This is a genomic window from Nocardioides secundeburneus, assembly GCF_039939255.1.
In the GTDB taxonomy this organism is placed as follows: Bacteria; Actinomycetota; Actinomycetes; order Propionibacteriales; family Nocardioidaceae; genus Nocardioides.
Window position 1 is genome coordinate 530,940 of record NZ_JBDUUE010000004.1, and the last position, 14,626, is coordinate 545,565.

The window sequence follows — 14,626 nt, forward strand, 5'->3', positions numbered from 1 at the left end:
GGAGGGCCCCTGCTGGCCCGCCGTACCACGTCCTTCTAGCTCCACTCCAGAGAGAAGACATCACCATGCAGCGCAGCAAGACCTACCGCGCGGCTGCCGAGCAGTTCGACAAGGACGAGCTCTACGCCCCGCTGGCCGCGATCAAGATCGCCAAGGCCTCCAGCAAGAAGAAGTTCGACGAGACCCTCGACGTCGTGATGCGTCTCGGCGTCGACCCGCGCAAGGCCGACCAGATGGTGCGCGGCACCGTCAACCTGCCCCACGGCACCGGCAAGACCGCTCGCGTCCTCGTGTTCGCCAACGGTGACAAGGCCGCCGCGGCCGAGGCCGCCGGCGCCGACATCGTCGGTGGCGACGAGCTCATCGAGCGCGTCTCCGGTGGCTGGCTCGACTTCGACGCCGTCGTCGCGACCCCCGACATGATGGGCAAGGTCGGTCGTCTGGGCCGCGTGCTCGGCCCCCGCGGCCTCATGCCGAACCCCAAGACCGGCACCGTCACCCCGGACCCGGCCAAGGCCGTGACCGACATCAAGGGCGGCAAGATCGAGTTCCGCGTCGACCGGCACGCCAACCTGCACTTCATCATCGGCAAGGCCTCGTTCAACGAGACCCAGCTTGCCGAGAACTACGCCGCCGCCCTCGAGGAGGTGCTGCGGCTCAAGCCGGCCAGCTCCAAGGGCCGCTACCTGAAGAAGGTCACGGTCTCCACGACCATGGGCCCCGGCATCCAGGTCGACCCCAACCGCGTGCGCAACGTCGCGGGCGAGGACGACGCGGAGGCCTGAGCCTCCCAGCCTGCTCGTCACGTCGGCCCGTCCAGCGCACGCTGGGCGGGCCGTCGCCGTCCAGCGGGCCGCGGATTTGGACGACGTCCGCACGCCCCCGTACAGTCGTCCGCAGAAACCAGAGACCGCCGGTGGTCCAGGTGCACCGCACCCAGACCGAAGGTTCCGCGACGCGGACGGCCTGCGCAGGTGACCAGAGCAGCTTCGTCCAGAAGCCCACGCCCTGAGCGCCCGCGCTCAGGGCGTTCGTGCTTCTCGGGCCAGATGGTGGTCTCCGTCCGGAAGGAGACCCATGGCGCGGGCTGAGAGGCAAGCCGCCGTCGAGGAGATCGTTGAGCAGTTCAACGACGCTGACGGCGCTGTCCTGACCGAGTACCGCGGTCTCACCGTCAAGGAGCTGCAGGACCTTCGCCGCTCCCTCGGTGCGAACGCCAACTACGCCGTGGTCAAGAACACGCTGGCCAAGATCGCCGCCAACGAGGTGGGCATCACCGGCTTCGACGACCTGCTGACCGGCCCGACCGCGATCGCCTTCATCAATGGCGACGTCGTCGAGGCGGCCAAGGGTCTGCGTGACTTTGCCAAGGCCAACCCCGCTCTTGTCATCAAGGGCGGTGTCCTGGACGGCAACATCCTCGACGCGAAGGAGGTCGCCAAGCTGGCCGACCTCGAGTCGCGCGAGGTGCTCCTGGGCAAGCTGGCGGGCGCGATGCTCGCCTCGCTCTCCCAGGCCGTCTACCTCCTCAACGCGCCGATCGCCCAGGCCGCCCGTCTCGCGGGTGCGCTGCAGGCCAAGGCCGAGGAGGACCCCTCGATCCTCGCAGGTGGTGCCGGCACGCCGGCCGCCGCCGAGGAGGCCCCGGCTCCGGAGGCCGCTGCCGAGGAGGCTCCCGCCGAGGAGACCTCCGAGGCCGCTGCCGACGAGGCCGAGACCACCGACGCCTGATCCAGGCGCTCACCACACCACCTGAAACCCGCCCGGACGGCGCACGCCGCCCGGGCACCCGAATGGAAGGAACGCCACCATGGCGAAGCTCAGCACCGACGAGCTCCTTGACGCCTTCAAGGAGATGACCCTGATCGAGCTCTCCGAGTTCGTGAAGCAGTTCGAGGAGACCTTCGGCGTCACCGCCGCCGCCCCCGTCGCCGTGGCCGCCGCCCCGGCCGCCGGTGGCGCTGCCGGTGGTGGCGAGGAGGCCGCCGCGCAGGACGAGTTCGACGTCGTCCTCGAGGCCGCTGGTGACAAGAAGATCAACGTCATCAAGGAGGTGCGCGCCCTCACCTCGCTCGGTCTCAAGGAGGCCAAGGAGCTCGTGGAGTCCGCGCCCAAGGCCGTCCTCGAGAAGGTCGACAAGGCTGCGGCCGACAAGGCCAAGGAGGCCCTCGAGGGCGCCGGCGCCACCGTCACCCTCAAGTGACCTGACGCGCGGCCCGGTGCCGCGCGACCAGCACGAGGCGGTCACCCCTCCTAGGGGTGGCCGCCTCGTGGCGTCTGCGGGTGCCGGACCGCGTTGTCGCAGGTGAGAGCCTCTGTCTCGGCTCGGTCTCGGATCTGGGCATCCACGTGACGTCAGGCACAAAGATGCGTAACCTCGCTGGGGCGGCGACGTTGTTACTCACGAGTGTGTGGTGCCGGCCACGCAGCGCGACGTCACCGCACGTGCTCCCGGCCCCGTGCCGACGACGACGAGTGAAGGACAGACATGGGTGTTGAGATCAAGCTGGATGGCTTGACCAAGTCGTTCGGCAAGTCGTTGATCTGGAGCGACGTCACGCTCACGTTCCCCGCAGGCGAGATCTGCGTGATGCTCGGCCCGTCCGGCACCGGCAAGTCGGTGCTGCTCAAGACCATGATCGGCCTGCTCAAGCCCGACCGGGGCTCGATCATCATCGAGGGCACCGACATCGCCACGTGCCCCGAGAAGGAGCTCTACGAGATCCGCAAGCTGTTCGGCGTGCTGTTCCAGGACGGCGCGATGTTCGGCTCGATGAACCTCTACGACAACGTCGCCTTCCCGTTGCGCGAGCACACCAAGAAGTCCGAGTCCGACATCCGCGACATCGTCATGGAGAAGATGGACCTCGTCGGTCTGCTCGGCGCCGAGGACAAGCTGCCCGGTGAGATCTCCGGCGGCATGCGCAAGCGGGCCGGCCTGGCCCGCGCGCTGGTGCTCGACCCCGAGATCCTGCTGATCGACGAGCCCGACTCGGGTCTCGACCCGGTCCGCACCTCGTTCCTCAACCAGCTGCTGGTCGACCTCAACGCCCAGATCGACGCGACGATGATGATCGTGACCCACGACGTCAACAGCTGCCGCACGGTGCCCGACAACATCGGCCTGCTCTACCACAAGCACCTGGCGATGTTCGGCCCGCGCGAGATGCTGCTCAGCTCTGAAGAGCCGGTCGTGCGCCAGTTCCTCAACTCCCAGATGGTCGGCCCGATCGGCATGTCGGAGGAGAAGGACGCCGACGAGCTGGCCGCCGAGTCGCACCTCGAGCTCCCGCCGCTGCCGCCGATTCCGCTGCAGATGATGCCCTCGAGCGGCATCCCGCGCCGGGCCCAGCGCGAGCCGGGCGCGTGGTGTCGCGAGAACGGCGTCACGCCGCCTCCCGGGTCGTTCCAGTCGTCCAACCCGGGCGTCGAGACCGTCGACCTCCTCTGATACATGGCATCCATCACCTCGGCGCGCATCCTGCGCCCCGTCGGCACCGCGGGCAACCTGTTCGCCTTCGCGCTCGACGTGTTCCGTGGCCTGTTCCGCCGCCCGTTCCAGCTGCGCGAGTTCCTGCAGCAGGCCTGGTTCATCGCCTCGGTCACGATCATCCCCACGGCGCTGGTCGCCATCCCGTTCGGTGCGGTGATCGCGCTGCAGGTCGGTGGCCTGATCAAGCAGTTCGGCGCGCAGTCGTTCACCGGCTCGGCGTCGGTGCTCGCCGTCATCCAGCAGGCCGCGCCCATCGGCACCGCGCTGCTGATCGCCGGCGCCGGTGGCTCGGCGATCGCCGCCGACCTCGGCGCCCGCAAGATCCGCGAGGAGCTCGACGCCATGATGGTGCTCGGCATCGACCCCATCCAGCGGCTCGTCGTGCCCCGCGTGCTCGCGTGCATGCTCGTCTCGGTCTTCCTCAACGGGCTGGTCAGCGTGGTCGGCGTCGCCGGCGGCTACGTGTTCAACGTGATCCTGCAAGACGGCACCCCCGGCGCCTACATCGCCAGCTTCACCGCGCTGGCCCAGCTGCCCGACCTCTACATCGGCCTCATCAAGGCGCTCATCTTCGGTCTCATCGCCGCGATCGTGGCCTCCTACAAGGGCATGAGCGCCGGCGGCGGTCCGAAGGGCGTGGGCGACGCCGTCAACGAGTCGGTCGTCATCACCTTCCTGCTGCTGTTCGTCGTCAACTTCGTGCTGAGCACGATCTACCTGCAGCTCGTGCCGCCGAAGGGAGGCTGAGGCAGGCGATGGCCAGCATCAAGGCGGTCTACCAGAAGCCGCTCAGCTCGCTCGACGACCTGGGCAACCAGCTCGCGTTCTACCTGCGCGCCCTCGCGGCGACGCCGCGCTCGGTCACCCGGTACCCCAAGGAGATCATGCGCATCCTGGCCGAGGTCACCCTCGGCTCCGGCGCGCTTGCGGTCATCGGCGGCACGGTCGGCGTCATCCTCGGCATGACGTTCTTCACCGGCGCCCAGGTCGGACTGTCCGGCTACGCCGCGCTCGACCAGCTCGGCACGGCCAACTTCGCCGGCTTCGTCTCGGCCTACTTCAACACCCGCGAGATCGCCCCCCTGGTCTCCGGCATCGCGCTCGCGGCCACGGTCGGCTGCGGCTTCACCGCCCAGCTCGGCGCCATGCGCATCTCGGAGGAGGTCGACGCCCTCGAGGTGATGGCCATCCCGTCGATGCAGTTCCTGGTCACGACCCGCATCGTCGGCGGCCTCATCGCGATCATCCCGCTCTACGTCGTCGGCCTGCTGTCCTCCTACGTCGCGAGCCGGCTCGTCGTCACCCAGTTCTACGGGCAGAGCTCGGGCACCTACGACCACTACTTCAACGTGTTCCTGCCACCGGGCGACGTGTTGTGGTCCTTCGGCAAGGTCCTGGTCTTCGCCGTCGTGGTGATCCTCATCCACTGCTACTACGGCTACACCGCCTCGGGCGGTCCGGCCGGGGTCGGCGTGGCCGTGGGCCGCGCCGTCCGCTCGAGCATCGTGGCCGTCAACGTGATCGACCTGTTCCTGTCCATGGCCATCTGGGGCGCCAGCACGACCGTCAGACTGGCCGGGTGAGGTGAGATGAAGAAGGTCCTCTTCAACGCCCGGTTGCTCGGCGTGGTGTTCCTCGCGCTGCTCGTCGGCGGCGTGTGGCTCACCTACGCCATCTTCACCAAGAAGTTCACCGACTACGACGAGGTCACGCTCGAGACCTCCACGATCGGACTGCAGCTGCCCAAGCGCGCCGACATCAAGGTCCGCGGCGTCATCGTCGGCGAGGTGCTCGACTACCGGCCCACCGACAAGGGCGCCGAGATCGACCTCGGCATCTACCCCGACAAGATCGACCAGATCCCGGCCAACGTCACCGGCTCGATCGTGCCCAAGACGCTGTTCGGCGAGAAGTACGTCTCGCTCGTCGTCCCCGACGACCCGCAGGGCACCCTGCAGGCCGACGACGTCATCACCAAGACGAAGGTGCCGACCGAGGTCGAGGCCGTCCTCTCTGACCTCTACCCGCTGCTCCAGGCCGTGCAGCCGGAGAAGATCAGCGAGACGCTCACCGCCCTCGCGACGGCGCTCGAGGGCCGCGGCGACCGCCTCGGCGACAACCTCGAGACCCTCGACGCCTACCTCAAGCGGCTCAACCCGCGCATCCCCGAGCTGGTCGAGGACCTCCGCCTGACCTCCGAGGTCTCCGACGTCTACAACGAGATCCTGCCCGAGGTGGGGGAGGTGCTCGAGAACACCGTGCTGACCACCACCACGCTCGAGGACCGCGAGGCGAAGCTGCAGCAGCTGTTCACCGACGTCGGCGACTTCTCCGACACCACGCGCACCTTCCTGGCCGACAACGAGGAGGAGCTCGTGCGCCTGGCCGACCTCGGCGCGCGCCAGCTGCGCGTGCTGGCCCGCTACTCACCCGAGTTCCCCTGCCTGACCCAGGGCCTGGTCAACGCCGGCAAGCTGCAGGCCGAGGCCTTCCGCGGGTTCAAGCTGCACATCGTGCTCGAGACCCTGCCGCGCCAGCCGCGGCCCTACGACACCGGCGACCTGCCGCGCATCGCCGTGGACCGAGGGCCCACCTGCATCAACCTGCCCAACCCGCCGTGGTCGCAGGACAACATCTTCAAGCGGGTGCCCGACTTCGACGACGGTGTCGACCGGCCCACCGGCAAGGGCACCTCGCGCGTGGGCACCAGCTACCTCGGCGACGACGGCGACCTCGGCAGCCCGGCCGAGACCGACCTCTACCGCGAGCTGCTCGCGCCGGGTCTCGGCGTCGACGCCGACGAGGTCAGCGACCTCGGCCCGCTGCTGGTCGCCCCCATGGCGCGCGGCGCGGAGGTGAGCCTGCAGTGAAGATCCTCGACAAGAAGACCTCCCTCGACCTGGCGAAGCTGACCGTCTTCATGGTGGTCACCCTCATGGCCACCGGTCTGCTGGTGATCCTCATCGGCAACCTAAGCTTCGAGCCGACCCGCGAGTACAAGGCCGTCTTCAACGACGCCACGGGCGTGGTCGAGGGCGACGACGTGCGCATCGCCGGCGTCAAGGTCGGCACGGTGAAGAAGATCGAGATCGTCGACAACGACGAGGCCGACCTCGCCGCCCCGACGCTCGACCAGCCGGCCAAGCAGGCCGAGCTCACCTTCACCGTCGAGAAGGGCACCGAGCTCACGCAGTCGACGCTGGCCGCGCTGCGCTACCGCAACCTGGTCGGCCAGCGCTACCTGGCGCTGAGCCAGGGCGAGGGCGAGACCGGCATCCTCGAGCCGGGGGAGACCATCCCTCGGTCGCGCACCACCGACGCGCTCGACCTCACGCGCCTGTTCAACGGCTTCAAGCCGCTCTTCCGCGCCCTGTCGCCCGACGACGTCAACAAGCTGTCCTTCGAGGTCATCCAGGTCTTCCAGGGCGAGGGCGGCACGCTCGAGGGGCTGCTGCGCAGCACCGCCTCGGTCACCGACGAGCTCGCCGACCGCGACGCCGTCATCGGCGAGCTGCTCGAGAACCTCGACTTCGTGCTCGACCACATCGCCGACCGCGACCAGCAGCTGACCGCGCTCATTCAGAACTTCCGCACCCTCGTCGCCGGCCTCAAGGACGACCGCCGGGCCATCCTCGACTCCCTCGACGGCATCAGCCTGCTGACCGAGGAGACCGCCGACCTCGTCGTCGGCGTCCGGCCGCCGTTCGTCGACGACATCAAGAAGCTGCGCAAGCTCGCGGGCAACATCGACCGCAACAAGGCCGAGCTCGACCGGGCGCTGCAGGTGCTGCCGATCAAGCTCGACAAGATCGGACGCACGGCCATCTACGGCTCCTACTTCAACTTCTACCTCTGCGACTTCACCGGCAGCGTCAAGCTGCCGGCGCCGCTGCCGTCGATCGACCAGCTGCCGATCCCGCCCAACATCGGTGGACCGAGGTGCACGCTCGGATGAACCACGTGACGACCCCGAAGGCGAGCTCGCGATGAAGCCCTTCCGCGAACGCAACCCCGTGATCATCGGGGCGATCAGCATCGCCGCGATCCTGCTGCTGCTGGTGGCCTCGTTCAAGGCCCAGGACCTCCCGCTCATCGGCGGGGGTGACACCTACCAGGCCGAGTTCCAAGACACCGCCGGCCTGCGCCCCGACGACGAGGTCCGCATGGCCGGGGTCCGCATCGGCACCGTCGACGACATCAAGATCGACGACGGGTTGGTCCGGGTCACCTTCAACGTCAAGACCGACGAGGAGTTCGGCGACCAGACGGCCGCCTCGATCCAGGTCAAGACCCTGCTCGGCGCCATGTACCTCTCCCTCGAGCCGGCCGGCGACGGTCAGCTCGAGGAGGGCTCGACCATCCCGGTCGAGCGCACCACGTTGCCCTTCGACGTGGTCGACGCCTTCGAGGGCCTGGCCGAGACCATCGGCGACGGCGAGCCCGCCGACGACGGCACCGACAGCGGCGCCGGCATCGACACCGACCAGCTCTCGCAGTCGCTGACCGTTCTCGCCGACCTCACCCGCAACACCCCGGAGGAGTTCCGCGGGGCGCTCGACGGCCTCAGCCGGCTCTCGTCCAACCTCTCGGCGCGCGACGACCAGATCAACTCGCTGCTGAAGAACCTGCGGCGGGTCTCGACCGTCCTCGGCGACCGCGACGAGGACATCGTGCAGATCATGAAGGACTCCGACGTCCTCTTCGAGGCGCTGCTGCAGCGTCGCGAGCAGATCCACCGCATCCTGGTCTCCACCCAGACGCTCTCGCGCGAGCTGACCACCCTGGTCCGCCAGAGCCGGGCCGACCTCAAGCCGGCGCTGACCGAGCTGAAGCGGGTGCTCGACGTGCTCAACAAGAACGAGGACAACCTCGACAACAGCCTGCGGTTGTTGGCGCCGTTCTACCGCGTCTTCGCCAACACGCTCGGCACCGGCCCGTGGTTCGACACCTACATCGAGAACCTCCCGCCGCTGCCCGTGCTCGGTCAGGAGGCCTCGCCGTGATGGACGTCCTCAAGCGCATCGCCGCGCCGCTCGTCATTCTGCTGCTCGTCGCCGTCGCCGCCCTGGTCTTCTTCCAGGAGGGCAGTGACGACAAGGTGGTCACCGCCTACTTCGACCGCACCGTGTCGCTCTACGAGGGCAGCGAGGTGCGCGTGCTCGGGGTGCCCGTGGGGCGCATCGAGACGATCGTGCCCCAGGGGGAGCGGGTCAAGGTGACGATGACCTACGACCCCGACGTCGACCTGCCGATGGACGCGAGAGCGATGATCATCTCGCCGGCCATCGTCGGCGACCGCTACGTGCAGATCGGCCCGGCGTTCGTGAAGGGCGACAAGACCCTGCCCGACGACGCCGTGCTCGAGACCGAGGGCGAGATCCCGCTCGAGCTCGACCAGATCTACGCCAACCTCGACCGGCTCACCGTCGCCCTCGGTCCCAACGGCGCCAACGCCGACGGTGCGCTGTCCGACCTGCTGAAGGTCACCGCCCGCAACTTCGGCGGCGAGGGCGAGCAGTTCAACCAGACCATCCAGGACTTCAGCCGGCTGAGCACGACGCTCGACGACAACAAGGACGAGCTCTTCGGCGCGGCGGCCGAGCTGCAGAAGTTCATCACCACCCTCGCCGACAACGACACCACCGTCCGCGAGTTCAACGACTCGCTCGCGCGGGTCTCCACGCTGCTCGCCGACGAGCGCGAGGAGCTCGCGGGCTCGCTGCGCAACCTCGGCACCGCGCTCGACGAGGTCGGCTCGTTCGTCAAGGAGAATCGCGGCATCCTCAAGCAGGACATCAAGGGCGTCAACCGGGTCGCCAAGGTGCTGGTCAAGCAGCGTGCGGCGCTCGACGAGACGCTGCGCATCGCGCCGCTGGCGCTCAACAACCTGCAGCTGACCTACAACCCCGACACCGGCACCCTCGACACCAACGCCAACATCGGCAACCTGCTGCACAAGTTGACCAACGACCCGAAGGACGTGCTGTGCGCGTTCGTCGCCGGTTACGACGACGCCCAGACGCTCTGCAACCTCATCCAGACGCTGCCGCTGCCGCGCGCCGCCGCGATGGCTCCCGGCACCGGGTCGCTCTACGCGGGCGAGTCCGACCCGACCCTGGGCGGGCTCGTGCCGTCCGCCGTCCCGACGAAGGGAGACGGCCGGTGAAGCGCCTCGTCCGCGGCCTGGTCGCCGTCGTCGTCGGCAGCGTGCTGCTGTCCGGCTGCGACTTCGACGTCTACCAGCTGCCGCTGCCCGGAGGCACCGACGTCGGCAGCGACCCGATGAAGATCACCGTGCAGTTCGACAACGTGCTCGACCTGGTGCCCCAGTCGAGCGTGAAGGTCAACGACGTCAACGTCGGCAAGGTCTCCTCCGTCGAGCTCGACGGCTACACCGCCGAGGTCGAGATCGAGATCCGCAACGACGTCGACCTGCCCGAGAACGCCACCGCCACCATCCGCCAGACCAGCCTGCTCGGCGAGAAGTTCGTCTCCCTCGCCCCGCCCGCCGAGGGCGCGCGCGGCAGGTTGGCGGACGGCGACGAGATCACCCTGGACTCGACCGGCCAGACGCCGGAGGTCGAGCAGGTGCTCGGTGCACTGAGCCTGCTGCTCAACAACGGCGGTCTCGACAAGGTGCGCACCATCACCCGCGAGGTCAACGCGGCCCTGTCCGGGCGGGAGGACTCCGTGAAGTCGCTGCTCGACCAGGTCGCCTCGTTCATGGGCCAGCTCGACGCCAACAAGGCCGACATCGTCGACGCCATCGAGTCGCTCAACCAGCTCGCGATCGGCGTCCGCCGGCAGCAGCCGAAGATCGACCTCGCGCTCGAGGAGCTGCCCTCGGCCGTGCTCTCGCTCGACCGCCAGCGCGACGACCTCGTCACCATGCTCGACAAGCTCGACCGGCTGAGCGACGTCGGCGTGCGGGTCATCCGCCGCTCGAAGGAGAACACCATCGTCTCGGTCCGCCAGCTGCAGCCGATCCTCGGCCAGCTCGCGGCCGCCGGCGACGCGCTCGTCGACTCCTTCAACGTGGCTCTGACCTACCCGTTCGTCGACGAGGCCGTGGGCCGCGACCCGCAGGTCGCCCGCAACCTGCACATGGGCGACTACACCAACCTGTCGATCAACCTGCAGCTCGACCTCACCGGCGAGCTGCCGGGCATCCCGTGCACACCGCTCGAGGAGATTCCCCAGGTCGGGCCGCTGCCCGACTTCGCCGACCTGTGCGCCGACGCCCAGGACGCCCTCGCCGCGTGCATCGACACCTTCAACCGGGCCTGCCTCGCCGGCCTCGTCGACTCCGTGTGCGAGAACACGCCGTCGAACCCGATCTGCGACATCCTCGGCGGTCTGGTCGGTCCGCAAGGTCCGCTGGGCGGCCTCGGAGGCCTGGGCGGCAACGGCGGCAACGGCAACGGCGGCAACGGCGGGCTGCTGCCGCTCGACATCCCCGGCCTGCCGGGCGCGCTGTCGGGCATCGGCGGACTGCTCAACCGGCCGGGCCTCGGGGCCGCCGACCAGCCCAGCGGCAGCGGCCCGACCGTCGGCGAGCTGATGGCCGTCTACGACCCGGCTCTGGTGAGCCTGCTGACCCCGGGGATGGTGACGCAGTGATCACCCGTCGCACCAAGGTCCAGCTGCTGGTCTTCGTGATCATCACGCTGCTCGGCGTGAGCTTCGTCGGCGCGCGCTACGCCCGCCTCGACAAGCTCGTGCGCGACGACAGCTACGAGGTGACCGCCCACTTCCGCGACGCCGGCGGCATCTTCGCCGGCGCCGAGGTCACCTACCGCGGCACCAGCGTCGGCACGGTCAAGGAGCTCGAGCTGACCGACGACGGCGTCGACGTCGTCCTCGAGATCGAGAACAAGTGGGACGACATCCCGGCCGACTCGATCGCCGAGGTCGGCAACCGCTCGGCGGTCGGCGAGCAGTTCGTCGACCTCCAGCCCGAGTCCGACGACGGGAAGCCGTTCGAGGACGGCTCCCAGATCGCGATGGCGAACACGAGGATCCCCATCCAGACCGAGCAGCTCCTCGGCAACCTGTCCCGCACCGTCAGCTCCGTCGACCAGGACGCCCTGCGCACCACCGTCGACGAGCTCGGCAAGGCCTTCCAGGGCACCGGCGACGACCTCGAGACGATCATCGACACCGGCAACTCCTTCATCGAGGCCGCCGACGACAACTTCGACATCACCACGAAGCTGATCGAGGACAGCAACGTCGTCCTCAACACCCAGATCGACTCGCAGAGCAACCTGCGCACCTTCGCCGACCAGCTCGCGCTGTTCAGCGGCACCCTCGCCGACGCCAACCCCGACCTCGAGCGCCTCATCGACACCGGGTCGAGCAACATCAACCAGGTGCGCGCGCTCATCGAGGAGAACCGGGTCGAGCTCGGCTCGCTGCTCGACAACCTCATCACCACCGGCGAGGTCGTGCAGGAGAACCTGCCGGGCATCAAGCAGATCTTCTCCATCTACCCCTACGTGGTCGAGGGCACGTTCACCGTGGTGGCCAAGGAGGGCGACAAGCCCTACGACGCCCACTTCGGCCTGATCCTCAGCACGACCTCGCCGTGCTACGAGGGTTACGGCGGCACCGTGGAGCGCACGCCCCAGGAGCGGTTCACCGACCCGGGCATGAACGTCGACGCCCGCTGCACCGAGCCGCCGTCGAAGTCGAACCCCCGCGGCGCGCAGAACCTGCCGCCCCGCGCCGCCACGGGCTACGCGCGTCCCGACGCCTTCTACGACCCCGACACCGGCGAGGTCACGCTGACCGACCCGGCCGACCCGCGGCCCGTCGCGCCCTGGGACCAGCCCGCTACCGTTGCCCCCCGGTCGGTCGGAGAGGAGTCGTGGAAGTGGCTGTACCTCCAACCCGCGATGGGTCAGTAGGTCACCGCACACGTCCCGGCTCGTTCACGATCGTCGTCGCCGTCTCGGCCGTGGTGGCCGTCGCGTGCCTGGCCGTGCTCGGCGTCCGGTGGGGTGACACCTCGGGGTCCGTCGGCAGCCGCGCCGGGCAGCTCTTCGGCGCCTCGGCCGAGGGTGACGCCGGCGCCGACGGCGACGCGGACGACCCGCGGACCCGCGACCTCGTGCTCAACCAGGCCCAGCAGTTCGTGCTGCGGCTGTTCAACTACGGGCCCGAGGACCTCGACGCCCAGAACAAGCTGCCCGCCTACGCCGCGGGCGTGCGCGAGCTGATCACCCCCGCCTTCGCGACCGAGTTCGACGAGCAGGTCGCCCTGGCCGAGGCGACCGTGTCGCAGGCCGGCGTCGGCCGCCAGGCGGAGGTCTACGTCGCCGCGCTCGAGTCGCTCGACGACAACGCGGCGTCCGCGCTGGTCACCGGCTCGCTCACCCAGTCCTACCCCGACCCCGCGGCCGACGCCGCCGACGGCGACCGCGTCGCGGCCGGCGAGCGCCAGTTCCGGCTCCGGGTGCAGCTCGTGCGCATCGACGGCACCTGGCTCGTCGACGCCTTCGAGGGCGTCAGCGGCGAGGACGAGACCGCGACCGGCGACCCGACCGACGCGCCGACCGACCCGCCGACGGACCCGCCGACCGACCCGCCGACCGGGTCTCCCGGCGGCGGGGCGACGTCGGAGCCGCCGGCCGCCGGCACCGATGCGATCACCAGCCGGTTCGCCGAGATCGTCGCCAACCGCGAGGTCAGCGTGCGGGCAGCGATCGACGACCTCGACGCGTGCAGCTTCCCCCTGGCGCCCGACCCGGCCCGGGCCGGGTGCGCCGACGCGCCGGCGGCCCTCGGCACCGCGGCCGGCTCGCTGGCCAACAGCCTGCGCGGCGCCACCAACCCCGACAGCCGCGTCTACGTCGGCGAGCCGCCGGGCGACGTCACCTCGCTCGTGCAGCGCACCCTGAGCCAGGCCGTCGCGGTCGGCGACGCCGTCACCGCCCTCGGAGCCGACTGCGCGACCGCCGACACCGCGCCCTGCGCCACGGCCCGCACCGACCTGGGCACCGCCATGGGCGAGCTCGTGGTCACGCTCGACGCCTGGGAGGCCTACCGATGATCCCGAGCTGGTACGACGTCCTCGGCGTCGAGCAGGACGCGACCGACGCCGAGATCCGCAGCGCCTGGAAGGCCTCGGTCGCCGACCTCGAGCCGTCCGACCGACGCTTCAAGCAGCGCAACCGCGCCGCGGAGGTGCTGCTCGACCCCGACCGCCGTGCCGCCCACGACGCCGAGCTCGCCGCCGCCGAGGACGACGGCGACGACGCCGACGACCGGGTCGCCGACGACGTCGTGGCCGAGCCGCCGACCGCGGTGACCCTCGCCAAGGAGACCCCCGCCGACGACTCCGACGAGCCCGACGACGAGACGGCCGGCCCTGCTGGGGGAGTCGCCGCCAGCAGCGCCGCCAGCAGCGCCGACGGCCGGCCCTCCCGAGGGCCGGCCCGGCTCGCCGCCTGCCTCGCGGTCCTCGCCGCCGTCCTGGTGGTCGCGACCGCCGTCTCGCTCGTCACCGGCGTCGGCGGCGACGACGACGACGGCGGCGGCCTGCCCGACGCCCGGGAGGTGGCGGCCGCGCAGGCCGCCGCCGAGGCGGCCATCGGCCCGGTGCTCTCCTACGACTTCCGCGACCTCGAGGAGGGCTTCGCCGCCGCGCGGCCCTACCTCACCGACCGCTTCGCGACCGAGTTCGACGAGTTCTCCGAGGTCGTGGCCGACAACGCGACGCGCACCAAGTCCATCGTCACGACCGACGTGCTCGCCTCGGGCGTCGTGCGCACGGGCGAGGACCGCGTCGACGTCCTCGTCTTCGTCGACCGCCCGACCAAGAACGCCGGCAAGGACACCGTCTACCGCGACCAGGTCACGCTGCGCATGGTCGACGACGACGACCGGTGGCTCGTCGACTGCCTGATCACCCAACCGGGCGGAACCTGCGACTGAGCGGCCCGAATTGGCCCGATGTCCTTGACCGGCGGGCCCGTCGGGTTCATCATCGAACAACGCTCGTCTTTCGGCGCCCGGAAGTGTTGTGGTGCGCGTACGAGTGCTGTACTGTGGCCCTTTGCGCCTGCCCTCAGATGCGCATCTGCCTGCCCGGTGGCGATGTTGTGGTGGTCCGGCGTTCTCCGGTCGAAT

The 14,626-nt window shown here is 69.7% G+C and carries 14 protein-coding genes; all 14 read left to right on the top strand.

The features are described from left to right. The first annotated feature begins 65 nt into the window (after positions 1-65). The 14 genes from rplA to ABFT23_RS13675 all read left to right on the top strand — a co-directional run bounded on the left by rplA (position 66) and on the right by ABFT23_RS13675 (position 14,431). A complete protein-coding gene (rplA, locus tag ABFT23_RS13610; RefSeq protein WP_347896007.1) occupies positions 66-785 on the top strand; it encodes a 50S ribosomal protein L1 in 720 nt (239 codons plus the stop codon). A gap of 292 nt (positions 786-1,077) precedes the next feature. Further along, complete coding sequence (gene rplJ / locus ABFT23_RS13615; protein WP_347896009.1) at positions 1,078-1,731, top strand: 50S ribosomal protein L10; 654 nt, start codon at positions 1,078-1,080, stop codon at positions 1,729-1,731. A gap of 79 nt (positions 1,732-1,810) precedes the next feature. Continuing rightward, positions 1,811-2,203, top strand: a complete 393-nt coding sequence (gene rplL, locus ABFT23_RS13620; protein WP_347896011.1) for a 50S ribosomal protein L7/L12 — start codon at positions 1,811-1,813, stop codon at positions 2,201-2,203. Between the two features lie 285 nt (positions 2,204-2,488). After that, on the top strand, positions 2,489-3,451 hold the full coding sequence (locus ABFT23_RS13625; protein ID WP_347896013.1) for an ABC transporter ATP-binding protein: 963 nt from the start codon (positions 2,489-2,491) through the stop codon (positions 3,449-3,451). A gap of 3 nt (positions 3,452-3,454) precedes the next feature. Continuing rightward, a complete protein-coding gene (locus ABFT23_RS13630) occupies positions 3,455-4,240 on the top strand; it encodes an MlaE family ABC transporter permease (RefSeq protein ID WP_347896015.1) in 786 nt (261 codons plus the stop codon). Between the two features lie 8 nt (positions 4,241-4,248). After that, positions 4,249-5,076 carry an MlaE family ABC transporter permease gene (locus ABFT23_RS13635; protein ID WP_347896017.1) on the top strand — a complete coding sequence of 276 codons (828 nt, stop codon included), beginning with the start codon at positions 4,249-4,251 and terminating at the stop codon, positions 5,074-5,076. A gap of 6 nt (positions 5,077-5,082) precedes the next feature. Beyond that, entirely contained in the window at positions 5,083-6,363 is a 1,281-nt protein-coding gene (locus ABFT23_RS13640; RefSeq protein WP_347896019.1) for an MCE family protein, read from the top strand. Continuing rightward, positions 6,360-7,448, top strand: a complete 1,089-nt coding sequence (locus ABFT23_RS13645; RefSeq protein ID WP_347896021.1) for an MlaD family protein — start codon at positions 6,360-6,362, stop codon at positions 7,446-7,448. The genes ABFT23_RS13640 and ABFT23_RS13645 overlap by 4 nt, the downstream gene beginning before the upstream one ends. Positions 7,449-7,479: 31 nt before the next feature. After that, complete coding sequence (locus ABFT23_RS13650) at positions 7,480-8,496, top strand: MCE family protein (protein WP_347896023.1); 1,017 nt, start codon at positions 7,480-7,482, stop codon at positions 8,494-8,496. Further along, positions 8,496-9,659: an MCE family protein gene (locus ABFT23_RS13655; protein WP_347896085.1), complete on the top strand. Its 1,164-nt coding sequence runs from the start codon at positions 8,496-8,498 to the stop codon at positions 9,657-9,659. Before ABFT23_RS13650 ends, ABFT23_RS13655 begins: the two co-directional genes overlap by 1 nt. Then, entirely contained in the window at positions 9,656-11,113 is a 1,458-nt protein-coding gene (locus ABFT23_RS13660; protein WP_347896025.1) for an MCE family protein, read from the top strand. The genes ABFT23_RS13655 and ABFT23_RS13660 overlap by 4 nt, the downstream gene beginning before the upstream one ends. Beyond that, positions 11,110-12,402 (top strand): MlaD family protein, encoded by a 1,293-nt coding sequence (locus ABFT23_RS13665; RefSeq protein ID WP_347896027.1) that lies wholly within the window; start codon positions 11,110-11,112, stop codon positions 12,400-12,402. Before ABFT23_RS13660 ends, ABFT23_RS13665 begins: the two co-directional genes overlap by 4 nt. A gap of 50 nt (positions 12,403-12,452) precedes the next feature. Beyond that, a complete protein-coding gene (locus ABFT23_RS13670) occupies positions 12,453-13,547 on the top strand; it encodes a hypothetical protein (RefSeq protein ID WP_347896029.1) in 1,095 nt (364 codons plus the stop codon). Further along, complete coding sequence (locus ABFT23_RS13675) at positions 13,544-14,431, top strand: J domain-containing protein (RefSeq protein ID WP_347896031.1); 888 nt, start codon at positions 13,544-13,546, stop codon at positions 14,429-14,431. The genes ABFT23_RS13670 and ABFT23_RS13675 overlap by 4 nt, the downstream gene beginning before the upstream one ends. The last annotated feature ends 195 nt before the right edge of the window (positions 14,432-14,626 follow it).

Bases quoted from the DNA above. Each gene is read 5' to 3' on its own strand.
- rplA (WP_347896007.1), top strand. From the start codon at position 66: ATGCAGCGCAGCAAGACCTACCGCGCGGCTGCCGAGCAGTTCGACAAG.
- rplJ (WP_347896009.1), top strand. From the start codon at position 1,078: ATGGCGCGGGCTGAGAGGCAAGCCGCCGTCGAGGAGATCGTTGAGCAG.
- rplL (WP_347896011.1), top strand. From the start codon at position 1,811: ATGGCGAAGCTCAGCACCGACGAGCTCCTTGACGCCTTCAAGGAGATG.
- ABFT23_RS13625 (WP_347896013.1), top strand. From the start codon at position 2,489: ATGGGTGTTGAGATCAAGCTGGATGGCTTGACCAAGTCGTTCGGCAAG.
- ABFT23_RS13630 (WP_347896015.1), top strand. From the start codon at position 3,455: ATGGCATCCATCACCTCGGCGCGCATCCTGCGCCCCGTCGGCACCGCG.
- ABFT23_RS13635 (WP_347896017.1), top strand. From the start codon at position 4,249: ATGGCCAGCATCAAGGCGGTCTACCAGAAGCCGCTCAGCTCGCTCGAC.
- ABFT23_RS13640 (WP_347896019.1), top strand. From the start codon at position 5,083: ATGAAGAAGGTCCTCTTCAACGCCCGGTTGCTCGGCGTGGTGTTCCTC.
- ABFT23_RS13650 (WP_347896023.1), top strand. From the start codon at position 7,480: ATGAAGCCCTTCCGCGAACGCAACCCCGTGATCATCGGGGCGATCAGC.
- ABFT23_RS13655 (WP_347896085.1), top strand. From the start codon at position 8,496: ATGGACGTCCTCAAGCGCATCGCCGCGCCGCTCGTCATTCTGCTGCTC.
- ABFT23_RS13675 (WP_347896031.1), top strand. From the start codon at position 13,544: ATGATCCCGAGCTGGTACGACGTCCTCGGCGTCGAGCAGGACGCGACC.